The sequence below is a fragment of the Methylobacterium sp. 1A genome (assembly GCF_058072805.1).
The window spans coordinates 3,363,174-3,386,866 of the sequence record NZ_JBYQVE010000001.1; the positions used below are offsets into that span (position 1 = coordinate 3,363,174).

Genomic DNA, 23,693 nt, shown 5'->3' on the forward strand with positions numbered 1-23,693 from the left:
CCGCGCGCGGGACCGGCGGTCAAGCAGAACCCGCGTAGAACGCCGCAGCTCTGCTATCGCAAGCCTTGGGCAAATATTAAATTCTGCATGCAAATAGCCGTATAGCGCGTCACGCACCAATCGCCGGTTGCATACATGATCTCAGTCATCGGTTGCTTTATCGGTGAACACAACCTGTGGATGGTAGGCCTCGCGGCCCTGGTCTGCGCGCTGGCGAGCGGCACCGCGATCGAGCTTCTCACCCATGCCGGCCGGACCGGCGGCCGCGGCCGCTACGTCTGGGTCGCGGTGGCCGCCGCCGCCGGGGGATCGGGGATCTGGGCGACGCATTTCCTGGCGATGCTCGCCTTCGAGCCCGGGCTGCCGTCGGGCTACGGCGTCGGGCTGACGCTCCTCTCCTACGTGGACGCCGTCGCGATCACCGGGCTCGGCTTCGCCCTGGCCGTCTCCGGCCGGGCGGTCCAGGCGGGCCTCGGCGGCGCCGTGGTCGGCGGCGGCATCGCGACGATGCACTACACCGGCATGGCCGCCTATCAGGTGGCGGGGCACCTCGCCTGGACCCCCGCGCTGGTCGTGGTCTCGGTCGGCCTCGGGGCGGGGCTCGGCGCCGCCGCCCTGGTGGTCGGCCTGTCGGCCACCACGTTCCGGGGTCGGTACGGCGGCGCCGCGCTGCTGATCCTGGCGATCTGCGGCCACCACTTCGCCGGCATGGGCGCGGTGACCCTGCATCCCGACCCCACCGTGGCGATCCCCTCGGGCGCGCTCCGGAGCGGGTGGCTCGCCGCGGCCGTGGCGGTGGCGAGCTGCCTGATCCTGCTGCTCGCCGGCGCCGCCCTCGTGGTCGACCTGCGCGAGCGCCGCCGCGCCGATCTCGAGCGCGAGCGCCTGCGCAGCCTCGCCAACGCGGCCGTGGAGGGCCTCGTCGTCTGCCGCGGCGGCGAGATCGTCAGCGCCAACGAGGCCTTCGCCCGGCTCGCGGGCCTGGAGGCGGCCCTCCTGACGGGCCGGAGCCTCAGCGCCTACCTGCCGGACCTCGTGCCCGGCTCAGGGACGGCTGACCAGCCCCTGGAGACCGAACTCGTCCCGGCGGCGGGCGCCTCCATTCCCGTCGAGGTGATCATGCGCCCGGTCGCCGAGTACGGGCGCCTGCCGCACCACGCCGTGGCGGTGCGCGACCTGCGCGCGCGGCGCCGGGCCGAGAGCGAGATCCACTACCTCGCCCACCACGACGCGCTCACCGGCCTCGCCAACCGCACGAGCTTCCACGCCCGGCTCGAGCGCGCGATGCGCGCCGCGGACGCCCAGGGCGGCCGGCTCGCGGTGCTGTGCCTGGACCTCGACCGCTTCAAGGAGGTCAACGACCTGTTCGGGCACGCCGCCGGCGACGCGATGCTGCGCGACCTCGCGCTGCGGGTCGGCGGTCTCCTCGATGCCGAGCAGCTGATGGCGCGGCTCGGCGGCGACGAGTTCGCCATCCTGACGCCGCAGGCGGAGGGACAGGCGGAGCGGCTGGCCGAGCGGATCCTCGCCACCCTGGCGGCGGTACCGGCCGCCTCCGGCCCGGTGATCGCCACCAGCATCGGCATCGCGGTCTATCCCGACGACGCCGCGGACCTGCGCGCGCTCCTCAGCCACGCCGACGCCGCCCTCTACCGGGCCAAGAGCGAGGGGCGCGGCACCTGCCGGCGCTACGACGCCAGCATGGGCGCCGAGATCCGCGACAGGCGCCAGCTCGAGCACGACCTCCGCCACGCGGTGGCGCGGGGCGAGCTGGAGCTCGTCTACCAGCCGCAGAGCCAGATCGAGTCCGGCACGGTCACGGGCTTCGAGGCGCTGCTGCGCTGGCACCATCCGGCCAGGGGCGGCATCTCGCCGGCCGTGTTCATCCCGATCGCCGAGGAGACCGGGGCGATCCTCGAGATCGGCGCCTGGGTGCTGCGGGAGGCCTGCCGGGCGGCGGCCGGCTGGCCGAACCCGCTGGCGATCGCCGTCAACGTCTCGGCGGTGCAGCTCCACAACCCGCACTTCGTCCCGTTCGTCCACGGGACCCTGTACGAATCCGGATTGCGGGCGGAGCGCCTGGAGATCGAGATCACCGAGACCGCGCTGATCCGGGATCCGGCCCGGGCGCTCCTCACCCTGCGCCAGCTCAAGGCCCTCGGCGTGCGGATCGCCATGGACGATTTCGGCACCGGCTACTCGTCGCTGTCGAACCTGCGCGCCTTCCCGTTCGACCGGATCAAGATCGACGGCTCGTTCATCAGGGCGGTCCACAGCAACCCGCAGGGGGCCGCGATCGTGCGCTCCGTCCTGGGGCTGGGGCGCGGCCTCGGGCTCGCCGTGGTGGCGGAGGGCGTGGAGACCGCCGAGGAGCTGTCCTTCCTGGCCGGCGAGCAGTGCCACCTCGCCCAGGGCTACCTGCTGGGTCGGCCGGCGCCGATCGCGCGCTTCGCGGCCCACACCCACGGCCACGGCCAAGGACAAGGACAAGGCCACGCTGTGCCGGCGGCCTCGGTGGCGTGACGCGGGTTGCGGGGCGGGGCCGGCGCTCAGTCGGTCTCCCCGCGCAGCGGACGGGCCAGCAGGCCGGCGATCACGTCGTCGACGCTGGCGGTGCCCGCCACGATGGCGGCGACGGCCGCCGCCACCGGCATCTCGATGCCCCTGGCGGCGGCCAGCCCGGCCAGCGCCGCGGCCGTGAACGCCCCCTCGGCGAGCTTGCCGCCCGCGGCCTCGGCCGGGCTCGCCCCGGCGCCGAGGCGCTGGCCGAAGGCGAAGTTGCGCGATTGCGGCGAGGAGGCGGTGAGCACGAGATCGCCGAGGCCGGAGAGCCCCATCAGCGTCTCGGGCCGGCCCCCGAAGGTGCGGGCGAAGCGCATCAGTTCGGCGAAGGCCCGGGCGATCAGCGCCGCCCGGGCGCTCTCGCCGAGCCCGCGCCCGGCCACGATCCCACAGGCGATGGCGAGCACGTTCTTGCCGGCGCCGCCGATCTCGACGCCGCGCACGTCGTCGGTGTGGTAGAGGCGGAAGCTCGGTCCCGACAGCAGCGCGCTCAGGGCGGCGGCGCGGCCGGCATCGGCCGCCGCCAGGGTCACGGCCGTGGGCAGGCCGCGGGCGACGTCGATCGCGAAGCTCGGGCCGGACAGGACCGCCACGGGCGTTCCCGGCGGCAGGACCTGCTCGGCCACCGCGCTGAGGAAGCTGTCGCTGCCGCGCTCGATCCCCTTGGCGCAGAGGATGACCGGCCCGGCCGTCGCCAGGGGTCCGCGCAGGGATTCCAGCACGCCGCGCACGGTCTGGGCGGGCACGACCAGGAGCGTCGCCCGGGCACAGGCGAGGTCGGCGGCCTCGCCCGTCGCCCGGATCGCCGGGTGGAGCGGCACGCCCGGCAGGTAGCGCGGGTTCTCCCGCTGGGCCTGCAGGGCGGCGGCGGCCCCCGCGTCGCGCAGCCAGAGGGTGACGGGATGGCCGGCCCCGGCGGCGGCGTTGGCCAGCGCCGTGCCCCAGGCCCCGCCGCCGACGACGTTGATCGGGGTCTCGGCGCTCATGCCGCTTCCTCCCTGTCGGCGCAGTCCAGCCGGTAGAGCACGTGGTCGCGCAGCGGCCCCTCCGGCACCGCCGGGTGCGGGAATGTCCCGGCCGCGCGCATGCCGAGGCGCTCCATCACGGCGCGGGAGCGGCCGTTGCCGGCCGCCGTGAAGGCCACGACGCTCCGGATCCCGCAGCGCTCCGCGAGGTCGGCGCGGGCGAGCCGCGCGGCGCGCGTGGCGAGGCCGCGGCCCCAGGAGTCGCGCGCGAGGCGCCAGGCCAGCTCGACCGTCGAACCGGGCCGGTCGCCGCCCGGGAAGGGCAGGGGCCGCAGGATCCGCATCGCGCCGGCGAAGCCGACGAACCGGCCCGCGTGTTCCAGGGCCCAGGGGCCGAACCCGTCCGCCACGAAGCGGCGGTCGAGGAGGCCGGCCTCGGCCTCGCTCTCCGTCGCGGTCCGGGTCCGGGGACAGTGGGCCATCACCGCCGGATCGGCGTTGAGCGCCGCGAACGGCGCCGCGTCCTCCGGGCGCCAGCGGCGCAGGGTCAGGTCGCCGTCGCGGAGAGCCGCGGGCACCGGCGCCAGGGCGATCTTGCCGCGCCACGCGAGCGAGCGGCGGTTGAGGAGGGCGAGATCCGCGCGCCCCGCGAGCACCGCCTCGCCGAGCGCGATCGCCAGCTCCAGCTGCGCGAGGGGCATGGTGGCGTGGGCGGGCGGGCGGACATGGTCGCGCCAGGCACCGCCGCAGGCGTGGTCCAGGAGGATGCGGGCGAAGCAATGGTCGAGCCGCACCGGCCAGCCCGGCCGGGCGGCCCCGGGCAGGCGGCGCTCCACCAGGTCCCGCCAGTGGGCGCGCCGGTCCGCCGCGCTCATCCGGCCGGGACCGCCGCGCGGGCCGGGGCGGCCGCCAGCGGCCAGCGGGGCCGCGCCGGGGCGGTGAGGTCGTCCACCAGCCCGAGGCGCAGGCGCTCCAGCCCGGCCCAGGCGATCATCGCGCCGTTGTCGCCGCAGAGGGGCAGGGGCGGGGCCACGAAGCTCAGGCCCGCCTCGCCCGCCAGGGACGCGAGCGCCCGCCGGACGGCGCCGTTGGCCGCCACGCCCCCCGCCGCCACCAGGGCGGTCGGGCGTCCGGCGACGTCCGAGAAGGCGCGCAGGGCGACCCGGGCGCGGTCCACCACCACGTCGACCACGGCGGCCTGGAAGCTCGCGCAGAGATCGGCGACGTCGCGCTCGGCCAGCGGGGCGATCCGCTCGGCCTCGATCCGCACGGCGGTCTTGAGGCCCGAGAGGGAGAAGTCGGCCTCGCGGCGGCCGAGCATCGGCCGGGGCAGGGCGAAGCGCTCGGGATCGCCGGCCTCGGCCACGCGCTCGACCTCGGGGCCGCCGGGATAGCCGAGGCCCAGGAGCTTGGCGACCTTGTCGAAGGCCTCGCCGATGGCGTCGTCGACGGTGGAGCCGAGGCGCACGTAGTCGCCGACGCCGCGCACGGCGACGAGCTGGGTGTGGCCGCCCGAGACCAGGAGCAGCAGGTAGGGGAAGGCGATGCCGTCGGTGAGCCGCGCCGTGAGGGCGTGGGCCTCCAGGTGGTTGACGGCGAGCAGGGGCTTGCGGGTCACGAGCGCCAGGGTCTTGGCGGTGACGAGGCCGACCAGCACGCCGCCGATCAGCCCGGGCCCGGCCGCCACCGCGATGCCGTCGAGGTCCCGGAAGCCGGTCCCGGCCCGGTCGAGGGCGCGGGCGATCAGCCGGTCGAGCACCTCGACATGGGCGCGGGCGGCGATCTCCGGCACGACGCCGCCGTAGGCCGCGTGCTCGGCGATCTGACTGAGCACCTCGTTGGCGCGGATCTGAGCGCCACCCTCCTCGTCGACCGACACCACCGCGGCGGCGGTCTCATCGCAGGTGGTCTCGATGCCGAGCACGGTCTTCTGCACGCGCGGAACTCCTTGGTCCGGGCTCATCCTATCCGGCGGCGGCGGCGGCGCGAAGGCGGCCGGCCCCCGCCCGGGCCCGGAGCGTGGTGAATGCGCGCCGCCCTCCGTCCAGGAGGGCGGCGCGCGAGCCGTCGTCAGTCGACGGCGACCATGACGTCGGAGGCCTTGATCACCGCGTAGGCGGGACCGCCGGCGACGAGCTTGAGGGCCTCGACGGCCTCGTTGGTGATCGAGGCGGTGACCACCTGGCCGGGGCTGATCTCGATCCTCACGTGGGAGGTGGTCGCCCCCTTCTCCACCGAGACAACCGTACCCTTGAGAACGTTGCGCGCGCTGATCTTCATGGTCTTCTGCCAATCTCCACGAGCGGCACCGGAACGGGCCGCGGGGCGGCCCCGGGCCGGTCTCCTACAGCATGGCGGAGCCCGGCGCGACCGCCTCAGCGCGGATCGGCCCCGGGCGCGCCGGGCTCGTCCTCGGGGACCGGCGCGGCGCCCCAGGCGGCGAGCGCGGCGTTGAGGTCTTCGAGGACGAAGTGCCGGGCGCTGTCCCGGTCGTAGCCTTCCGCGAGGAGTTCGTCGTAATCCGTGAAGACGTGGCGCGCGTAGGCCACGAGGGCGAGGCGGGCCGCCGTCTCGGGGGCGGCCCGGCGGAGGCCGGGGCTCGCCAGCGCCCGGTCGAGGGCGGCCTCCGCCTCGAAATCCGGCAGGCGCGGGGCGAGGCGGGCCAGGGCCGCGGCGACGGCCTCCCGGCGGTTCAGGGGCGGACCGGCGCTCACCGGGGATCTGCCGTCGGCATGATTTTAAAGGTGTGATCGGGTAGGATCGCCGCCAGATGAGGCGGGGCCGGCACAGGATCCTCCGCCGGGGAGATCACGTCCATGGCAATTCTTCGTCCCGCGCTGCTTCTCGGCCTCCTGCTCGGGGCGACGCCGGCGCTGGCCCAGAGCCCGGCTCCGGGCGCGGGCCCAGGCCCCGCCGCCCCGGCCGGCCCCATCGTGGGCGGCCGCCGGGTCACCCCCATGAGCCAGACCAAGCCGACGGGCAACGCCGCGGCCACCGGGTTGCCGCAGCCCGTGAGCCAGGCCGAGATGATCAAGGCTCAGAAGGCCGCCGAGGCCCGCTCGAAGGCCTGGGACAGCAAGATGCGGCACACGATGGGCTCGATCTGCCACGGCTGCTGAGGCCCGCGCCCCGTCCCGGGTGCCGGAGGCCGGCCTTCGGGACGAGGGTATCGAAACGCGAAGGGGCCGCCCGAACGGGCAGCCCCTCCATCGGTCGCCGGGGCGACAGGATCAGCGGGAGTAGAACTCGATGACGAGGTTCGGCTCCATCTGCACCGGGTAGGGCACCTCGGACAGGCTGGGGATGCGGGTGACGCGGGCGGTCATCTTGGCGTGGTCGGCCTCGATGTAGTCCGGCACGTCGCGCTCGGAGAGCTGCGTCGCCACGATGACGATCTCGAGCTGGCGGGACGACTCCTTGACCTCGATGAGGTCGCCGGCCTTCACCTGGTAGCTCGGGATGTTGACGCGGACGCCGTTCACCTTGACGTGGCCGTGGTTGACGAACTGGCGCGCGGCGAACGGGGTCGCGACGAACTTCGCCCGGTAGACCACGGCGTCGAGGCGGCGCTCGAGCAGGCCGACGAGGTTCTCGCCGGAATCGCCGCGCAGGCGGATCGCCTCGGCGTAGTAGCGGCGGAACTGCTTCTCGGTGATGTTGCCGTAGTAGCCCTTGAGCTTCTGCTTGGCGCGCAGCTGCGTGCCGAAGTCGCTCATCTTGCCCTTGCGGCGCTGGCCGTGCTGGCCGGGGCCGTACTCGCGGCGGTTGACGGGGCTCTTCGGGCGGCCCCAGATGTTCTGGCCCATGCGGCGGTCGAGCTTGTGCTTCGCCTGAATCCGCTTCGACATATCTTCCGCGTCCTCTCGTGACGAGAATGAGGAACGCGCCCTCCTTTTCCCGGCCCTTCGCGGTCCGGGACGACAGGGCGGGAGGATCCCGCCCACGGGTGCGCGTGAAAACGCGACGGGGCCCCGTGCGGAGCCCCATCGACGGGCGGGTCTTTAGGGGACGGACGCGCCGCGGTCAACCGTGAGAGGTCAGATGAACGAGTCAGTCGCGCTCCGGCGCGGTGCGCCCGCGGACGCGGACGCGATCCGGGCGCTGGTGGAGGCGGCCTACACGAAGTGGATCCCGGTGATCGGCCGCCTGCCGATCCCCATGCGGGCGGACTACGCGCAGGCTCTGCGGGACCACCGCTTCGACCTGCTGGTGGCCGGCCCGGATCTCGCCGGCCTGATCGAGACGCGGACCGAGGCCGATCACCTTCTGGTCGTCAACGTCGCGGTGCATCCGGCCTTCCAGGGCCGGGGCTTCGGCAGCCGGCTGATGGGACGCGCCGACGCGGTCGCGGGCGAGGCCGGGCTGACGCGACTGCGCCTCTACACCAACAAGAAGTACACGGCGAACCTGCGCCTCTACGGGGCACTCGGCTACCGGGTGGAGCGGGAGGAACTCTACGACGGACCGGGCCGGACCCGCGACGACGACGTCACCGTGCACATGGTGAAGGACCTGGTTTGAGGAAATCGGCGCCGGCCCTGCCGCCATCGCGCCCGCAGCGAAGCGACCCGGAGTCGCGCCGCCGTCGAGCGTGGCGCCTCTGGGTCGCTTCGCTCCCCACGCAGAGACGGCACGTCTGCCGGCTCCCCTCAGGTCACCACGCTCGGCTCAGGCCTTCCGGTGCGCGGCGCGATCTCGGCGATCGCGCGGGCTGCGGCGGCCACCGGGGCCAGCACCTCGGCCACGGCCAAGTCGAGCCGGTCCGGCGCGTTCTCGTAGCGCTCCAGGTAGACCCGCAGCGTCGCCCCGGCGGTGCCGGTGCCCGAGAGCCGGAACACCGCCCGCGCGTCCTCGGCGAAGCCGATCCGGATGCCCTGGCGCTCGGTGAGCGAGCCGTCGACCGGGTCGCGGTAGGCGAACTCGTCGGCCGTCGACACCGTGAGGTCGCCGATCCGCGTGCCCGGCAGCCCGGCGAGCTTCTCGCGGAGCGCGTCCATCAGGCCGTTGGCGGCGTCGGAATCGACCTCCTCGTAATCGTGGCGGGCGTAGTAGTCGCGCCCGTAGGCGCGCCAATGCGCCCGCACCAGCGCGTCGGCGCGCTCGCCGGTGGCGGCCAGGATGTTGAGCCAGAGCAGCACCGCCCAGAGCCCGTCCTTCTCGCGCACGTGGTTCGAGCCGGTGCCGGCGCTCTCCTCGCCGCACAGGGTGATGAGGCCCGCATCCAGCAGGTTTCCGAAGAACTTCCAGCCGGTGGGTGTCTCGTAGGCCTCGATGCCGAGGGCGGCGGCGACCCGGTCGGCGGCGCGGCTCGTAGGCATGGACCGCGCGACACCGGCGAGCCCGCCGGCGTAGCCCGGCGCCCGGTGGGCGTGGGCGGCGAGCAGGGCGAGGCTGTCGCTCGGCGTCACGAACAGGCCCGGCGCCACGATCATGTTGCGGTCGCCGTCGCCGTCCGAGGCCGCGCCGAAATCCGGCGCGTCCGGGCCCTGCATCAGGTCGAACAGGTCGTGGCAGTGGACCGGGTTCGGGTCCGGGTGGTGGCCGCCGAAATCCTCCTTCGGCACGGCGTTGACCACCGTGCCGGCGGAGGCGCCGAGCATCCCTTCGAGGATCGCCGTCGCGTACGGCCCCGTCACCGCGCTCATAGCGTCGAAGCGCATGCGGAAGCCGGAGGCGAACAGCCGCGACACCGCGTCGAAGTCGATGAGCGTGCGCATCAGCTCGGCGTAATCGGCCACCGGGTCGATCACCGTGACCGTCATGGCGCCGAGGCGGGTGTCGCCGAGCGTGTCGAGGTCGAGGTCCGGGGCCTCGACGAGGCGGTACTCTGTCAGCGCCTTGGCCCGCGCGAAGATCGCGTCGGTGACGGATTCCGGTGCCGGGCCGCCGTTGGCGGCGTTGAACTTGATGCCGAAATCGCCCTCCGGGCCGCCCGGGTTGTGGCTCGCCGAGAGGACGATGCCGCCGAGCGCCTTGGCCTTCCGGATCACGCAGGAGGCGGCCGGCGTCGAGAGCAGGCCGCCCTGCCCGACCAGAACCCGGCCGAAGCCGTTTCCGGCGGCCAGCCGCAGCGTCTTCTGCACCACCTCGCGGTTGAGGAACCGGCCGTCGCCGCCCAGCACCAGGGTGGCGCCCGCCCTGTCGGGCAGGGTGTCGAAGATCGCCTGGACGAAGTTCTCGACGTAGTTCGGCTGCCGGAACACCGGCACCTTCTTGCGCAGGCCGGAGGTGCCCGGCTTCTGGTCGGGGAAGGGCGTAGTGGCGACGGTGGTCGGAGTCGTCATAAGCGGGCGTCTCCCGGGATCCTGCGCCTCAATGCCCGCCCGGAGGCGCGGCGTCACCAGCCCCGGCGACAGGGGCGGGCTTTTATCACGCGGATTCGCCGGATCGGGCGACGGAACCCGCGGCCTGTCCGCCGCCGGCCGCTCCGGAGCGTTGCGCCCGCCGGCACCCGCCGGTTCAATCGCCCGAGCCGCCAGACAAGGCGGACCGGAGGAAACCATGGCGGACAGACCGATGCGGACAGATCCGAACGCGGCACGACCGGGCCGGGGCCTGGCCCGGCGCGAGTTGGTCGGGGCGCTCGCCGCCGGAGCGGCGGTCGCGGCCTCGGCGGCCCCTGCCGTCGCGGCTCCCGCGGCCCGGCTGGCCACGGAAGAGTTCCGCCTGCCCTGGAGCGAGCCGGGCGTCGACATCTACGTGCGCAACAAGCGCCCGGCCGGCACCGACACGTTCCCGGGCGACCGGATCCTGCTCTACGTGCACGGCTCGACCTACCCGTCCTCTACGGCCTTCGACCTGCCGCTCGGCGGGATGTCGGCCATGGACTACCTCGCGGGCCTCGGCTTCGACGTCTACTGCGTGGACCTGCCGGGCTACGGCCTGTCGGGGCGCCCGGCCGCCATGGACGCGCCGCCGGACGACAACCCGCCGCTGATGCGCACGCCCGACGCCGCCAAGGTGGTGGGGCAGGTCGTCGACTTCATCAAGAAGCGGCGCGGCGTCGAGAAGATCGACCTGATGGGCTGGTCCTGGGGGACCTCCACCATGGGGCTCTACACCAGCACCCACAACGACAGCGTCAACCGCCTCGTCCTCTACGCGCCGCAATGGCTCGCGCGCACGCCGGGCCTGATCGGCGGCGGCGGCAAGGTGGGGGCCTACCGCACCGTCAGCCGGGACAGCGCCCGGGCCCGCTGGCTGACCGGGGTGCCCGAGGACAAGAAGGCCGACCTGATCCCGGCGGGTTGGTTCGACCAGTGGGCCGACGCGACCTTCGCGACCGACGCGGCCGGCGCGAAGCGGTCGCCGCCGGTCCTGCGCGCGCCGAACGGCACGGTCGTCGACAAGGACGCCTACTGGGCGGCCGGCAAGCCGCTCTACGACCCGGGCGAGATCCGCGTGCCGGTGCTGATCATCCACGCCGAGTGGGACGCCGACCTGCCGAGCTACCAGGCCCAGGAATACTTCGCCAAGCTCACCCACGCCCCCTACAAGCGCTTCGTCGAGCTGGGGGAGGGCACCCATACGGTGATGATGGAGAAGAACCGCATGCAGTTCCTCCACGCCGTCGGGGCGTTCCTCACGGAGGCGGACCCGCAGGCGCTGAACTGAGGCGCTTCGGCACAAGGTCCGCGGCGGCCAGCCCGGCCGCCGCGGGAGGCGCGCCCTACTCCGCCGCCTGCCGGGCCGCGTAGCCCAGCCGCTCGTTCAGCGCGCGGATCAGCTTGGCGGCGGCCTCGGCGATCACCGTGCCGGGCGGGAAGATCGCCGCCGCGCCCGCCGCCGTCAGCGCCTCGTAGTCGCCCGGCGGGATGACGCCGCCGATCGCGATCATCACGTCGTCGCGGCCCTGCTCGGTGAGCGCCGCCTTCAGCTCCGGCACCAGCGTCAGGTGGCCGGCCGCCAGCGACGAGACGCCGACGATGTGGACGTCGTTCTCCACCGCCTGCCGGGCGGCCTCCGCCGGCGTGGCGAAGAGCGGCCCGATATCCACGTCGAAGCCGAGATCCGCGAAGGCCGAGGCGATCACCTTCTGGCCGCGGTCGTGACCGTCCTGACCCATCTTGGCGACCAGGATGCGCGGCCGGCGGCCGTCGTTCTCCTCGAACGCCTCGACCAGCGCCCGGACTTCCTCGACCACAGGCGACATGCCCCCCACCTCGCGCTTGTAGACGCCGGAGATCGAGCGGATCTCGGCGCGGTGCCGGCCCCAGGCCTTCTCCAGGGCCTCGGAAATCTCGCCCACCGTCGCCTTGGCGCGGGCCGCGTCGACGGCGAGTTCGAGCAGGTTGCCGGTGCCGTCGGCGGCCTTCGTGAGTGCGTCGAGCCGGTCCGCGACCGTCGCCTCGTCGCGCTCGGCGCGCAGGCGCTTGAGCTTGTCGATCTGGAGCCGGCGGACGTTGCCGTTGTCCACCCGCAGCAGCTCGATCGCCATCTCGTCGTCGGCCCGGAACTTGTTCACGCCCACGATGGTCTGGCGGCCGGAATCGATCCGCGCCTGCGCCCGCGCGGCGGCCTCCTCGATGCGCAGCTTCGGGATGCCGGCCTCGATCGCCTTGGCCATGCCGCCGAGCCCGTCGACCTCGCGGATGTGCTCCCACGCCCGGGCGACCATGTCGGCGGTGAGCTTCTCCACGTAGTAGGAGCCGCCCCAGGGATCGACGATCCGGGTGGTGCCACTCTCCTGCTGGAGGAACAGCTGGGTGTTGCGGGCGATCCGGGCCGAGAAGTCGGTGGGGAGTGCCAGCGCCTCGTCCAGCGCGTTGGTGTGGAGCGACTGCGTGCCGCCCTGCGTCGCCGCCATCGCCTCGATGTTGGTGCGGGTGACGTTGTTGAACACGTCCTGGGCGGTGAGCGACCAGCCCGACGTCTGCGAGTGGGTGCGCAGGGCGAGCGACTTCTCCGACTTCGGATCGAACCCCTTCACGAGCTTCGCCCAGATCAGGCGCGCGGCCCGCATCTTGGCGACCTCCATGAAGAAGTTGGTCGAGATCGCCCAGAAGAACGACAGGCGCGGGGCGAACTGGTCGATGGTCAGCCCGGCCGCCAGCCCGGCCTTGATGTACTCGACGCCGTCGGCGAGCGTGTAGGCGAGCTCCAGGTCGTTCGTGGCGCCGGCCTCCTGCATGTGGTAGCCGGAGATCGAGATCGAGTTGAATTTCGGCATGTTCTTCGACGTGTAGGCGAAGATATCGGAGATGATCCGCATCGATCCCTTCGGGGGATAGATGTAGGTGTTGCGGACCATGAACTCCTTGAGGATGTCGTTCTGGATCGTGCCCGCGAGCTTCTGCGGCGGCACGCCCTGCTCCTCGGCGGCGACGATGTAGAGGGCGAGGATCGGCAGCACGGCGCCGTTCATCGTCATCGACACGGTCATCTCGTCCAGCGGGATGCCGGAGAACAGCGTGCGCATGTCGTAGATCGAGTCGATCGCCACGCCCGCCATGCCGACATCGCCCGAGACACGGGGATGGTCGGAATCGTAGCCGCGGTGGGTGGCGAGGTCGAAGGCCACCGACAGGCCCTTCTGCCCGGCCGCGAGGTTGCGGCGGTAGAAGGCGTTCGAATCCTCGGCCGTGGAGAAGCCGGCATATTGCCGGATCGTCCAGGGCTGGGTGACGTACATGGTCGGGTAGGGGCCGCGCAGGAACGGTGCGATCCCCGGATAGGTGTCGAGGAACTCGATGCCCTCCCGGTCCTCCGGCCCGTAGCGGCCCTTCACCGGGATGCCCTCCGGCGTCATCCAGGGCTCGCCGAGCGCCGGGGCCGACACCGCGAGCGATTCGCCTGAGAACGGGACTTCGGCGAAGTTCGGGATGCGGGAGGTCATGGCGTTGACTCGTTGTGGCGTTTGTCACGCCATTATAGGGACCCGCTCGGAGCGGGCTACTCCCCTATCGGTCAAGCCTCGCGCGGAGGCCGCGCGGCGCCGGCGCCCCAGCAGGCCTCAGCGGGCCTCGACGTCCCGGTCCCCCGGGCCGCGCCGCAGCAGGTAGATCACGGCGCCGGCGAGCATCAGCGCCATCCCGTACCACGTGATCGCGTAGACGAGGTGGTTGTTGGGGAAGGCGATCACCGTCAGCCCGCCCACCGGCAGGCCGCCCGGATTGGGTGTCGCGTCCGCGTCCACGAAGTAGGGGGCGACGTCGGTCAGGTCCCGGGCGGCGGCGATCGCCGCCACGTCGCGGGAATACCAGCGGCCGTCCTTCGGATCGTTGGCGCGCAGGAACGCCCCCCCGGGCTCGGTCAGCCGCAGGAGGCCGGTCACCGCGGTCTCGCCCGCGACCTGCCCGGCCGCCCGGGTCGCCGGGTCCCGCCGGTCGCCGGGCACGAAGCCGCGATTGACCAGCACGACGGTCCCGTCCGGCCGCCGCAGGGGCGTCAGCACCCAGAAGCCGCCGCCCAGCTCGGTGACGGCCTGAACCAGGGTCTCGCGCTCGTGCAGGAAAGTGCCGGAGAGCCGGACGTGCCGGTAGGCGTCGTCGGGGCCGACGCGCGGCCACGCGGCGGCGCCGGGCGCCGGCACGGGCGGCGCATGGACCCGGGCATCGACCCGGGCGATCAGGTCGAGCTTCCAGGCCCGCCGCTCCACCTGCCAGGTCCCGAGCCCCAGCAGCACCAGGAAGACGAGGCCCGCGCCGGCGCCGAACACGGCGCGCCGCAGCAACGAGAGCGGGGCCGGGGAGGGGCCCGGATCGGACCCCCCTCCCGACCCCGCGGGTCTCGAAACCGAACGCGCGCTCAGCGGGCGTTCTTCATGACGTCGTGGGCATCCATCGGCATCATGTTGTGGTTGAGGTGGTACATGACCCACACCGAGCCGGCGAGCATGATCACCACCAGCGTGATGGTGAAGATCAGCGCCATGAAGGTCCAGCCGCCCTCCGACTTCGTGCTCATGTGCAGGAAGTAGATGACGTGCACGACCATCTGGACGCCGCCGAGCGCCAGGATCACCAGGGTGGTGACGAGGCTGTTGTCGAGCACGTTGCCCATCACCAGCCAGAACGGGATCACCGTCAGGATCACCGACAGGACGAAGCCCGTCATGTAGCTCTGGAAGGTGCCGTGCCCGCCCTCGCTGTGGGCGTCGTGGTGGCCGTGCCCGGCGGCGGCGTTGTGAACGTCGGCGCTCATTCGAGCACTCCCATCAGGTAGACGACGGTGAAGACGCCGATCCAGATCAGGTCGAGGAAGTGCCAGAACATCGACAGGCACATCAGCCGGCGCTTGTTCTCGACGATCAGGCCGCGCTTGCTGACCTGCACCATCAGCACGACGAGCCACAGGATGCCCATCGAGACGTGCAGGCCGTGCGTCCCGACCAGGGTGTAGAACGAGGACAGGAACGCGCTGCGCCAGGGCGGCGCGCCCTCGTGGAACAGGTGGACGAACTCGCGGATCTCCAGGGCCACGAAGGCGACGCCGAACAGGCCGGTGATGGCGAGCCAGATCTGCGTCTGCTTCACCCGGTCCCGGTCCATCTCCAGCATGGCGAAGCCGTAGGTGATGGACGAGAACAGCAGCATGGCGGTGTTCACCGCGATGCCCGGCAGGTCGAAAAGCTCCTTCGGGGTGGGGCCGGCCGCGTAGCTGCGCCCGAGCACCCCGTAGGTCGCGAACAGGGTCGCGAAGATGAGGCAGTCGCTCATCAGGTAGAGCCAGAACCCGAGCATGGTCGAGCCCTCGGAATGATGGCCCTCCTCGTCGGTCTGGTAGAAGACCGGCGCCGCGGCGCCGGGGGGTGCAGTCTCCGCGTGCATCATCGGATCACGCCATCTCCAGTTCGCGCGTCCGCTGACCTTCCGTCCGACTGACGACGTCGGCGGGAATGTAGTAGTCGCGATTGTAATTAAAGGTGTGGGCGATCGCCACGACGAAGATCGCCACGAAGCTGAGGATCGCCAGCCACCAGACGTACCAGACCATGGCGATGCCGAAGGTGAAGTTCAGCGCCGCCAGGATCGCGCCGGCCGCGGTGTTCTTGGGCATGTGGATCGGCCGGTAGCCCTTGAGCGGGCGGTCGAAGCCGCGGTTCTTCATGTCCCACCACGCGTCGGAATCGTGGACCACCGGCGTGAAGGCGAAGTTGTAGTCCGGCGGCGGCGAGGAGGTGGACCATTCCAGCGTCCGGCCGCCCCACGGGTCGCCGCTGAGGTCGCGCAGCTTGTCGCGGTTCCGGATCGAGACCACGAACATGATGATCTGCGAGGCGATGCCGCAGGCGATCAGCGCCGCGCCGAAGGCCGCGATCACGAACCAGATCTGCAGCGACGGGTCGTCGAAGTGCTGCATGCGCCGGGTCACGCCCATCAGGCCGAGCACGTAGAGCGGCATGAAGGCGACGTAGAACCCGGTCACCCAGAACACGAGGGCCATCTTCCCCCAGAACTCGTCGAGCTTGAAGCCGAAGGCCTTGGGAAACCAGAAGGTCACGCCGGCGAACATGCCGAACAGCACGCCGCCGATGATCACGTTGTGGAAGTGCGCGATCAGGAACAGCGAGTTGTGCAGGACGAAGTCCGCCGGGGGCACAGCGAGCAGGACGCCGGTCATGCCGCCGATCACGAAGGTGACGATGAACGCCACCACCCACAGCATCGGCACCTCGAACCGGATCCGGCCGCGGTACATCGTGAACATCCAGTTGAAGATCTTCGCGCCCGTCGGGATCGAGATGATCATGGTCGTGATCCCGAAGAAGGAGTTCACGTCCGCGCCCGAGCCCATCGTGAAGAAGTGGTGCAGCCACACGAGGTAGGCGAGGATGGTGATCACCACCAGCGCGTAGACCATCGAGGTGTAGCCGAACAGGCGCTTGCCGCAGAAGGTCGAGGTGATCTCCGAGAACACGCCGAAGGCCGGCAGGATCAGGATGTAGACCTCCGGGTGACCCCAGATCCAGATCAGGTTGAAGTACAGCATGGCGTTGCCGCCGAGGTCGTTCGTGAAGAAGTGCGTGCCGACGTAGCGGTCGAGCGACAGCATCGCGAGAACGGCCGTGAGGATCGGGAAGGCGGCCACGATCAGGATGTTGGTGCACAGCGACGACCAGACGAAGATCGGCAGCTTCATCATGGTCATGCCGGGCGCCCGCATCTTCACGATGGTGGCGATCAGGTTGATCCCTGAGAGCAGCGTCCCGATGCCGGCGATCTGCAGGGCCCAGATGTAGTAGTCGACGCCCACGCCGGGGCTCATCGCCGCCCCCGAGAGGGGCGGGTAGGCCAGCCAGGTGGCGCGGGAGAACTCGCCGACGAAGAGCGAGACCATCACCAGCATGCCGCCGGCGACCGTCATCCAGAAGCTGAAATTGTTCAGGAACGGGAAGGCGACGTCGCGGGCGCCGATCTGCAGCGGCACGGCGAAGTTCATGAGCCCCGTGACGAACGGCATCGCCACGAAGAAGATCATGATCATGCCGTGGGCGGTGAAGATCTGGTCGTAGTGGTGCGGCGGCAGGAAGCCCTGCTGGTCGCCGAACGCGACCGCCTGCTGCGAGCGCATCAGGATCGCGTCGGCGAAGCCGCGCAGCAGCATGATGCCCGCGAAGATGCAGTACATGATGCCGATCTTCTTGTGGTCGATGGACGTGATCCAGTCACGCCACATCGGCCCCCAGAAGCGGTAGTAGGTGATGACGCCGAGCACGGTGAGGCCGACGACGGCCACGCCGGCGAACGTCCCCTGCAGGATCGGCTCGTGATAGGGGATCTGCTCGATCGTGAATCGCCCGACGAGCAGCTGCTGTAGGTCCAGGTTTGCGAACATGGGATCGGCCCGTTCAGTGGGTTCGACGGCGACCGCCGGTTGTGTGTGTGGAGTCCGCTGTCAGCACGCGCGGCCTCACTGGTTCAGCTGCTTCGGGGCGATCTGGATGCCCCCGCTCCGACCCCCGCCGGAGCCCTGGCCCGTGGCGTCGGGCGGCGTCGTCTGGCCCCGGACGTCCGGGTTGCCCATGTCGGGTCGCGGCTGCATGCCCTGCGGCTGCGTCTGGCCGTGCGGCGCCGTTCCGGAGGCCGGCGCCGTCGCGCCCGGCCCCTCGACGCCGCGCTCGGCGAGCCGGTTGTCGTACCGGAGACGCGCGTAGTTCTCCGCGGCCTCCGCGCCGGTGGCGCCGCCCTGCGCGTCGATCTTCGCCATCTCGCCGACGCACATCTGGTCGGGCCGGGGGCACATGCCGATGATCCGGTCGTACAGGCCCTTCATGTAGGACTTGTAGAACCGCGCCGGCTCGGCCTCGCTCGGCTCCTCCAGCTTCAGGTAGGCCTCCTGGGTCAGCTCGCCGCCCTCGGCCTTGGCCTTGGCGATCCACTGGTCGAACTTGTCGTCGGTCAGGCCGTGGAACTTGAAGAACATGTTGGAGAAGCCGGCGCCGCTGTAATGCGCCGAGCGGCCCTCGTAGGCGCCCTCACGGTTGATCACCGCGTGGAGCTGGGTCTGCATGCCCGGCATCGCGTAGACCATGCCGGCGAGCGTAGGCACGTAGAACGTGTTCATCACGTCGGTGGCGGTGATCTTGAAGCGGATCGGCCGGTCCACCGGCGCGGCCAGCTCGTTGACCGTGGCGATCCCGTATTGCGGGTAGAGGAAGAGCCACTTCCAATCCATGGCCACGGCCTCGACCTCGAGCGGCACCGTCCCGGCCGGGACGTCGCGCTTCGGGTCGATCTTGCTGAGCGGCCGGAACGGATCGAGGGTGTGGGTCCCGATCCACGTGAGGGCGCCCAGGGCGATGATGATCATCAGCGGCGCCGTCCAGATCAGCACCTCGAGCTGCGTCGAGTGGTGCCATTCGGGATCGTAGACCGCGTCCTGGTTGCTGGCGCGGTAGCGCCACGCGAAGATCAGCGTGAAGGCGATCACCGGGACGATGATCAGGAGCATCAGCCCGGTCGCCGCCAGCACGAGGTTGCGCTGCTGCTCGGCGACGTAGCCGGCCGGGTGCAGGACCACGAAGTTGCAGCCGCCGAGCAGGGTCAGGAGCGGCAGGGCGAGGAGCGGCAGGAGGCGCCGAGCGCGACCGCCTCGGCGGGTCGCGGTGTCGGTCCTGTCCGGTCGATGGATCGTGGATGTCACAGCACGCGTCTCGTCATCCCAGGCCGCTGCCGCGGCACTTCTGCCATGCCGCTGCCGCGGCGCTTCTGCCGTACCGCGCGAGGCGGCGTTCCAGTCAGCTCACGGGCGGGCCGGGCGGCCTGCGCCGCCGGCCGCCGACTCACATCTGGCGCAGTTCCGACCGGTCGGTGAACAGGGCCACGAGGCTGCAGACCGCGCCGGAGAGGAGGTAGACGCCGATCATCGCCAGGCCGTAGCGCTGCGACAGGAACAGGGCCACCAGGGGCGCGAAACCGGCCCCGATCAGCCACGCGAAGTCGGAGGTCAGCGCCGCGCCGGTGTAGCGGTAGCGGTTGCCGAGGCGGGCGCTCACCGCTCCCGCGGTCTGGCCGTAGGCGAGGCCGAGCAGCATGAAGCCGATCGTGACGTAGATGGTCTGGCCGATGGCGCTCTCGCCGAACAGGAGCGGCGCGATGATGCTGCCGACGGCGAAGAAGCCGATCAGCGAGCTGCTCATGATCAGGCAGTTGCGCCGGCCGATCTGGTCGGCGATCAGCCCCGAGGCCGCCACCGCGCCGGCGCACACGATCGCGCCGGAGAACTGCACGATCAGGAACTCGCCCGGCGAGCGGGTCGTGCTGTTCAGCGCGAGCCACGCGATCGGGAAGATCGTCACGAGGTGGAACAGCGCGAAGGCGGCGAGCGGCACGAAGGCGCCGCGGACCACGTCGCCGGCGTGGTGGCGGAACAGCTCCAGGGCCGGGACCGGGCGCAGCCGGTCGAGGTCCATCATCCGGGCGAACTCGTCGGTGGCGACGAGGCGCAGCCGGGCGAACAGCGCGACCACGTTGATGGTGAAGGCGCAGTAGAACGGGAAGCGCCAGCCCCAGTCGATGAAATCGGCCTCGTCGAGATTGACGATGAAGAACGCGAACAGGGCGCTCGCCACCATGAAGCCCAAAGGCGCGCCGAGCTGCGGGATCATCGCGTACCAGCCGCGGCGCTCCCGCGGGGCGTTCATGGCGAGCAGCGAGGCGAGGCCGTCCCAGGCGCCGCCGAGGGCGAGGCCCTGCAGGATCCGCAGGCCGGCCAGGATGTAGACCGCCGAGATGCCGATGCTGTCGTAGCGCGGCAGGAAGCTCACCGCCGCCGTCGACCCGCCGAGCAGGAACAGGGCCGTGGTCAGCTTGACGCTGCGGCCGTGGCGCCGGTCGATCGCCATGAACAGCACGGTGCCGAGCGGCCGGGCGATGAAGGCGAGGGCGAAGATCGAGAAGGCGTAGAGGGTGCCCTTCAGCGGGTCGACGAAGGGAAAATACACCTTCGGGAAGACCAGCACGCAGGCGATGCCGAACACGAAGAAGTCGAAGTATTCGGACGCGCGTCCGATCACCACGCCGATAGCGATCTCGTTGGGGTGGACCTTGTGGTCTCCCATCGCCTGCTGGGCGTCGCGCTCCAGGCCCGCGACCGTAGGGGTGTTCGCACTCATCTCTGATTGTCGCCCTCGCCGCGCGCCCGTGGGGACGCCTTGGCCGGAACTGCCTCTTGCGGCATGTCCAGAGGTACCGCAACCGGCTCCGGACGCAAGTTTACCCACTGACGCATGCATAGCACCGCGCGGTCGCGACCACCGGTGTCGCCACCGGGTGAGGACCGCTCACACGCGGTAATGGGCGGAATTCCGTGACAGGTTGATGTTGTAATAGGGGTCGGCACGCAGCTCCGGGCCCCAGCGGTCGAGCATGGTCAGCACCTCGCCCTCGAAGCGCTTCTGCTTCTCCGGCGTGTCCTCGGCCCCGCGGCTCTTCGACTCGTGATGAATCAATTTCGCGAAGGGGGTCCAGACGATCCGGTAGCCGGACCGGCGGATCTTCAGGCAGAGGTCGACGTCGTTGAAGGCGACCTTCAGGGCCTGCGCGTCGAAGCCGCCGACCTCCGCGAACACGTCCGCCCGCATGGCCAGGCACGCGCCGGTGACCGCCGAGACCTCGTGGGCGATGACCATGCGGCAGAAATAGCCCGGATCCGCGTCCGCGACGCCGAGATGGCTGTGGCCGGCCACGCCCCCGATCCCGAGGACGATGCCGCCGTGCTGGATCGTGTGGTCCGGGTAGAGGAGCTTGGCCCCGACGGCCCCGATCTCCGGCCGCACGGCGTGGCGGACCAGCTCGGCCAGCCAGCCGGGCTCGAGCACCTCGATGTCGTTGTTGAGGAACAGGAGCACCGCGCCGGTGGCCGCGGCGGCGCCGCGATTCGACAGATCCGAGAAATTGAACGCCCCCGGCACCGGCACGACGCGCACCCGCGGATCGTCCCGGTAGCGGGCGAACAGGGCGGCGGTCTCCGGCTCGCGGCTGTCGTTGTCGACGATGATCACCTCGATGTCGGGGTAGTCGGTCGCGCCGAGCAGTCCGTCGAGGGTCACCGACAGGATCTCGGCCCGGTCGCGGGTCGGGATGATCGCGGAGACCCGCGGCGGCGACGCCGGCAGCGGCCGGACCAGGCGGTTGAAGCCGCCGGGACCGCGCTCCGCGCGGCCGCCCCAGGGCGCCACGACCTCCTCCAGGGCGCGCAGGCGCGCGGCCTCCGCCCGGGCGAGCGCCCGGTCCGAGAAGGTCCCGGAGCCCTGCGCGGCGCGCCAGTGATAGAGCACCCGCGGGATGTGGCGGATGCGGGCGGGGTCGAGCCCGTCGGTCAGCCGCAGCAGCAGGTCGTGGTCCTGACTGCCCTCGAAGCCGGGGCGCAGGCCGCCGACGGCGCGCAGCGCCTCGGTGCGCACGACCGTGAGGTGGTTGATGTAGTTCTGGGCGTAGAGCAGCTCGCGGTCGAAGCAGGACTTGAAGTGCGGGTCGAATCGCCGGCCGCGCCCGTCGATCTTGTCCTCGTCGCTGTAGATCAGCACGAGGCCCGGGTCGCGGCGCAGCGCCCGGGCGACCTCGTAGAGGGCGTCCTCGGTGAGCGCGTCGTCGTGGTCCATGAAGGCGCAGACCGCTCCCCGGGCCATGCCCAGCGCGTCGTTGGTCGCCCGGGCGATGTGGCCGTTCTCCGTCCGGGCGAGGACGCGGATGCGCGGGTCGGCCTCGGCCGCCCGGCTCAGGATCCGCGGGATCTCGGGGCGCGTGGAGGCGTCGTCCACGGCGCACAGTTCCCAGTGGGGGTAGAGCTGCGCCCGCAGCGAGGCCAGGGCCGCGCGCAGCACCTTCGGGTCCGGATCGTGGACCGGCATCAGCACGGAGATCAGGGGCGGATCGGTCCAGGCGGCGATCTCGGCGGCGATCCCGTCCCGCTCCGCGCGGCGCAGGGTGTGGGTCCCGAGCCAGGCCTCGTAGCCGCTCACGCGCCGGTGGCGCAGCGCCCGGCCGAGGAAGCCCCGCGCGCGCACCTTCTTGCCGAGGATCCGCCAGGTGAAGGCCTGCACGGTCAGGCCGGGATCGCGCAGGAGCCCGCGGGCGGCCAGGACCGGCCGGGCGAGGCGGCGCACGGCGATCCGGCGCAGCCGGACCGGGACGCGCCCGGCCGGGTCGGCGACGCGCAGCTCGACGACGTCCTCGGGCAGGCAGCCGATCCACGCGAAGGCGCCGCCGCCCCGGGCCTCCTGCGGCAGCAGCGTGCCCGCCCGTCCGTCGGGACCGACGAAGCTGATGTCGGGGAGGGTGTCGCGGGCCTCGGCCGGGTCGTTGGACAGGATGATCTCGACCCAGCGGCCCGCGAGATCCGGCAGCGCGACGCGCAGCCCGTCGGAGCCCGCCCGCGCCGGGAGGGCGCGCCGCTTGCCCCAGAGCCCCGCGACCTGCGCCGTCGGGAGGCGGAGTTCGGGCACCGCCGGCCCGGTCGAACGCACCATCAACTCCAGCTCTTGTCGACCGAGGCCTTCACGGCATCCGACATGGCCACGTCGAACACGATCATGTCCTCGACCGCCTTGACGCTCTTCAGGCGCTCGGCCAGCGCCAGCGTCTCGGCCGGCACCGGCGGCAGCGCCGGGATCGGCGCGCCGATCCCGAGGCGGTCGAACAGCGTCGACGCGAAGGCGGGGAACCGGGTCTTGTGGCCGACGATCCCGACCCGGGCGAGAATCTCGATCGCCGCGATCGAGTTGCCCGGATGCAGCCGGTCGTCCGGCATGCGGGTCCCGAGCTGGCGGGTCAGGGGGTTGTAGAGCAGCCGGTAGGCGGGCTCGGGCAGCATCCGGAAGAAGCGCTTGAGGCTCTTCACGTCGGAGAAGTCGTACCCGTCCGCGAAGGCGGCGGCCTCGGCCAGCGGCCCCAGGCGCCAGCTGCGCGCCGGATCGGCCGCATCCGCGGCCCGGGCCTTCAGCCAGCGCATCCGGGCCGCCATCTCGATCTGCGGTTCCTGGAGCAGGATGGCCGTGACCATCAGGTCCGGCGTCATGAAGTTCTCGTAGCGCGGGATGGTCACGGCGCCCGACAGGAAGGCCGACGGGGCGGCCGGGCCGGCCAGGACGCAGCTCAGGATCTCGTCCGGCAGCTTGTGGATGCCGAAGTAGCAGTGCTGGAAATACGGGAAGAGCGCCGTCTGGAGGACGGTCTCGGGCTCGATGCCGGTGTTGATCAGCATGGTCCGCAGCCGGATCTGACCCTCGACCGGCATGCGGCGGTAGACCAGCACGTTGGTGTCGGCATCGTAGAGTTCGAGCCGCGGGATCTCGGACAGGCCCGGCACCTCGGCCTCGCTGACCACGAAGGTGCATTGCCCGGTGGCGTGCCAGCCGTTGCGCTTGAACGCCTCGTCGATGACGCTGGCCGGGACCTCGGCCACGCGTCGGCCGTCGACCGCGACCACGACCCGGCTGATGGCGAGGGGATTGTCCGGCACGATCCAGCCGCGGATCGAGTCGCCCTGATCGTGGTCGATGAAGTAGCGCATGTCCTGAAGCGTGAGGCGGCGGCATGCCGGCGCCGAGTGTCCGCCATGTGTCGCGGCGCGGCCGGATGCCGAGCGGCAGGGCCATAGCGCATTTTCCCGTCGGCGTGCACCATGGCGCGTTCGGCCCGGAGACGGATCCCGGCGGGTTGCCCCCGCCGGCTCGTTCTCCCCGTCTCTAAGCCATTGACGCAGAATGCGCTATCCGCGCGCGGC

20 protein-coding genes are annotated in these 23,693 nt (G+C 71.6%); 4 read left to right on the plus strand and 16 right to left on the minus strand.

Features of this window, described 5'->3' with window-relative positions; genetic code table 11:
* Positions 1–135: 135 nt before the first annotated feature.
* Positions 136–2,523, plus strand: a complete 2,388-nt coding sequence (locus ACX9MN_RS16390; protein ID WP_489724937.1) for a bifunctional diguanylate cyclase/phosphodiesterase — start codon at positions 136–138, stop codon at positions 2,521–2,523.
* A gap of 26 nt (positions 2,524–2,549) precedes the next feature.
* On the opposite strand, the gene ACX9MN_RS16395 is transcribed toward ACX9MN_RS16390, so the two are convergent.
* From ACX9MN_RS16395 to ACX9MN_RS16415, 5 genes are all read right to left on the minus strand, one after another.
* Positions 2,550–3,548, minus strand: coding sequence for an NAD(P)H-dependent glycerol-3-phosphate dehydrogenase (locus ACX9MN_RS16395; protein ID WP_100252081.1), 999 nt, complete (start codon positions 3,546–3,548; stop codon positions 2,550–2,552).
* Complete coding sequence (locus ACX9MN_RS16400) at positions 3,545–4,402, minus strand: GNAT family N-acetyltransferase (RefSeq protein ID WP_020093223.1); 858 nt, start codon at positions 4,400–4,402, stop codon at positions 3,545–3,547. The genes ACX9MN_RS16395 and ACX9MN_RS16400 overlap by 4 nt, the downstream gene beginning before the upstream one ends.
* The gene (gene tsaD / locus ACX9MN_RS16405; RefSeq protein ID WP_091978264.1) at positions 4,399–5,463 is read right to left on the minus strand and encodes a tRNA (adenosine(37)-N6)-threonylcarbamoyltransferase complex transferase subunit TsaD; all 1,065 of its coding nucleotides are present in this window, start codon (positions 5,461–5,463) and stop codon (positions 4,399–4,401) included. The genes ACX9MN_RS16400 and tsaD overlap by 4 nt, the downstream gene beginning before the upstream one ends.
* A 134-nt stretch (positions 5,464–5,597) precedes the next feature.
* On the minus strand, positions 5,598–5,807 hold the full coding sequence (locus ACX9MN_RS16410) for a TOBE domain-containing protein (protein ID WP_020093225.1): 210 nt from the start codon (positions 5,805–5,807) through the stop codon (positions 5,598–5,600).
* A 95-nt stretch (positions 5,808–5,902) separates the two neighbouring features.
* Positions 5,903–6,241 (minus strand): DUF2293 domain-containing protein, encoded by a 339-nt coding sequence (locus tag ACX9MN_RS16415; protein WP_042670839.1) that lies wholly within the window; start codon positions 6,239–6,241, stop codon positions 5,903–5,905.
* A 102-nt stretch (positions 6,242–6,343) separates the two neighbouring features.
* Here ACX9MN_RS16415 and ACX9MN_RS16420 point away from each other — a divergent pair, with 102 nt between their 5' ends.
* On the plus strand, positions 6,344–6,646 hold the full coding sequence (locus ACX9MN_RS16420) for a hypothetical protein (protein ID WP_020093227.1): 303 nt from the start codon (positions 6,344–6,346) through the stop codon (positions 6,644–6,646).
* Between the two features lie 111 nt (positions 6,647–6,757).
* Here ACX9MN_RS16420 and rpsD read toward each other — a convergent pair whose 3' ends face one another.
* The gene (gene rpsD / locus ACX9MN_RS16425; RefSeq protein WP_010686187.1) at positions 6,758–7,375 is read right to left on the minus strand and encodes a 30S ribosomal protein S4; all 618 of its coding nucleotides are present in this window, start codon (positions 7,373–7,375) and stop codon (positions 6,758–6,760) included.
* A gap of 193 nt (positions 7,376–7,568) precedes the next feature.
* On the opposite strand from rpsD, the gene ACX9MN_RS16430 reads away from it, so the two are divergent.
* Positions 7,569–8,048 (plus strand): GNAT family N-acetyltransferase, encoded by a 480-nt coding sequence (locus ACX9MN_RS16430; protein WP_020093228.1) that lies wholly within the window; start codon positions 7,569–7,571, stop codon positions 8,046–8,048.
* Positions 8,049–8,176: 128 nt separating this feature from the next.
* On the opposite strand, the gene ACX9MN_RS16435 is transcribed toward ACX9MN_RS16430, so the two are convergent.
* A complete protein-coding gene (locus ACX9MN_RS16435; RefSeq protein ID WP_020093229.1) occupies positions 8,177–9,811 on the minus strand; it encodes an alpha-D-glucose phosphate-specific phosphoglucomutase in 1,635 nt (544 codons plus the stop codon).
* A 217-nt stretch (positions 9,812–10,028) separates the two neighbouring features.
* Here ACX9MN_RS16435 and ACX9MN_RS16440 point away from each other — a divergent pair, with 217 nt between their 5' ends.
* Complete coding sequence (locus ACX9MN_RS16440; RefSeq protein ID WP_489724938.1) at positions 10,029–11,141, plus strand: alpha/beta hydrolase; 1,113 nt, start codon at positions 10,029–10,031, stop codon at positions 11,139–11,141.
* 55 nt (positions 11,142–11,196) lie between these two features.
* On the opposite strand, the gene scpA is transcribed toward ACX9MN_RS16440, so the two are convergent.
* The 9 genes from scpA to ACX9MN_RS16485 form a co-directional block, all read right to left on the minus strand.
* Entirely contained in the window at positions 11,197–13,362 is a 2,166-nt protein-coding gene (scpA, locus tag ACX9MN_RS16445) for a methylmalonyl-CoA mutase (protein ID WP_056523306.1), read from the minus strand.
* A gap of 117 nt (positions 13,363–13,479) precedes the next feature.
* Complete coding sequence (locus ACX9MN_RS16450; RefSeq protein WP_489724939.1) at positions 13,480–14,199, minus strand: SURF1 family protein; 720 nt, start codon at positions 14,197–14,199, stop codon at positions 13,480–13,482.
* A gap of 74 nt (positions 14,200–14,273) precedes the next feature.
* Positions 14,274–14,669, minus strand: coding sequence for a cytochrome o ubiquinol oxidase subunit IV (gene cyoD, locus ACX9MN_RS16455; protein WP_020093233.1), 396 nt, complete (start codon positions 14,667–14,669; stop codon positions 14,274–14,276).
* Positions 14,666–15,298: a cytochrome o ubiquinol oxidase subunit III gene (gene cyoC, locus ACX9MN_RS16460; RefSeq protein WP_020093234.1), complete on the minus strand. Its 633-nt coding sequence runs from the start codon at positions 15,296–15,298 to the stop codon at positions 14,666–14,668. Before cyoC ends, cyoD begins: the two co-directional genes overlap by 4 nt.
* A gap of 4 nt (positions 15,299–15,302) precedes the next feature.
* The gene (cyoB, locus tag ACX9MN_RS16465; RefSeq protein ID WP_020093235.1) at positions 15,303–17,303 is read right to left on the minus strand and encodes a cytochrome o ubiquinol oxidase subunit I; all 2,001 of its coding nucleotides are present in this window, start codon (positions 17,301–17,303) and stop codon (positions 15,303–15,305) included.
* A gap of 75 nt (positions 17,304–17,378) precedes the next feature.
* Positions 17,379–18,611: a ubiquinol oxidase subunit II gene (gene cyoA, locus ACX9MN_RS16470; protein ID WP_056523297.1), complete on the minus strand. Its 1,233-nt coding sequence runs from the start codon at positions 18,609–18,611 to the stop codon at positions 17,379–17,381.
* Between the two features lie 139 nt (positions 18,612–18,750).
* Positions 18,751–20,082, minus strand: coding sequence for an MFS transporter (locus ACX9MN_RS16475; RefSeq protein WP_020093237.1), 1,332 nt, complete (start codon positions 20,080–20,082; stop codon positions 18,751–18,753).
* Between the two features lie 168 nt (positions 20,083–20,250).
* Entirely contained in the window at positions 20,251–22,437 is a 2,187-nt protein-coding gene (locus ACX9MN_RS16480) for a glycosyltransferase family 2 protein (RefSeq protein WP_091978268.1), read from the minus strand.
* Complete coding sequence (locus tag ACX9MN_RS16485; RefSeq protein WP_091926348.1) at positions 22,437–23,480, minus strand: hypothetical protein; 1,044 nt, start codon at positions 23,478–23,480, stop codon at positions 22,437–22,439. The genes ACX9MN_RS16480 and ACX9MN_RS16485 overlap by 1 nt, the downstream gene beginning before the upstream one ends.
* Between the last annotated feature and the right edge of the window lie 213 nt (positions 23,481–23,693).

Excerpts from the sequence above, each read along its gene's own strand:
- ACX9MN_RS16390 (WP_489724937.1), top strand. The coding sequence starts at position 136 with ATGATCTCAGTCATCGGTTGCTTTATCGGTGAACACAACCTGTGGATG.
- ACX9MN_RS16395 (WP_100252081.1), bottom strand. The coding sequence starts at position 3,548 with ATGAGCGCCGAGACCCCGATCAACGTCGTCGGCGGCGGGGCCTGGGGC.
- ACX9MN_RS16400 (WP_020093223.1), bottom strand. The coding sequence starts at position 4,402 with ATGAGCGCGGCGGACCGGCGCGCCCACTGGCGGGACCTGGTGGAGCGC.
- ACX9MN_RS16410 (WP_020093225.1), bottom strand. The coding sequence starts at position 5,807 with ATGAAGATCAGCGCGCGCAACGTTCTCAAGGGTACGGTTGTCTCGGTG.
- ACX9MN_RS16420 (WP_020093227.1), top strand. The coding sequence starts at position 6,344 with ATGGCAATTCTTCGTCCCGCGCTGCTTCTCGGCCTCCTGCTCGGGGCG.
- rpsD (WP_010686187.1), bottom strand. The coding sequence starts at position 7,375 with ATGTCGAAGCGGATTCAGGCGAAGCACAAGCTCGACCGCCGCATGGGC.
- ACX9MN_RS16430 (WP_020093228.1), top strand. The coding sequence starts at position 7,569 with ATGAACGAGTCAGTCGCGCTCCGGCGCGGTGCGCCCGCGGACGCGGAC.
- ACX9MN_RS16435 (WP_020093229.1), bottom strand. The coding sequence starts at position 9,811 with ATGACGACTCCGACCACCGTCGCCACTACGCCCTTCCCCGACCAGAAG.
- ACX9MN_RS16440 (WP_489724938.1), top strand. The coding sequence starts at position 10,029 with ATGGCGGACAGACCGATGCGGACAGATCCGAACGCGGCACGACCGGGC.
- scpA (WP_056523306.1), bottom strand. The coding sequence starts at position 13,362 with ATGACCTCCCGCATCCCGAACTTCGCCGAAGTCCCGTTCTCAGGCGAA.
- cyoD (WP_020093233.1), bottom strand. The coding sequence starts at position 14,669 with ATGAGCGCCGACGTTCACAACGCCGCCGCCGGGCACGGCCACCACGAC.
- cyoC (WP_020093234.1), bottom strand. The coding sequence starts at position 15,298 with ATGATGCACGCGGAGACTGCACCCCCCGGCGCCGCGGCGCCGGTCTTC.
- cyoB (WP_020093235.1), bottom strand. The coding sequence starts at position 17,303 with ATGTTCGCAAACCTGGACCTACAGCAGCTGCTCGTCGGGCGATTCACG.
- ACX9MN_RS16475 (WP_020093237.1), bottom strand. The coding sequence starts at position 20,082 with ATGAGTGCGAACACCCCTACGGTCGCGGGCCTGGAGCGCGACGCCCAG.
- ACX9MN_RS16480 (WP_091978268.1), bottom strand. The coding sequence starts at position 22,437 with ATGGTGCGTTCGACCGGGCCGGCGGTGCCCGAACTCCGCCTCCCGACG.
- ACX9MN_RS16485 (WP_091926348.1), bottom strand. The coding sequence starts at position 23,480 with ATGCGCTACTTCATCGACCACGATCAGGGCGACTCGATCCGCGGCTGG.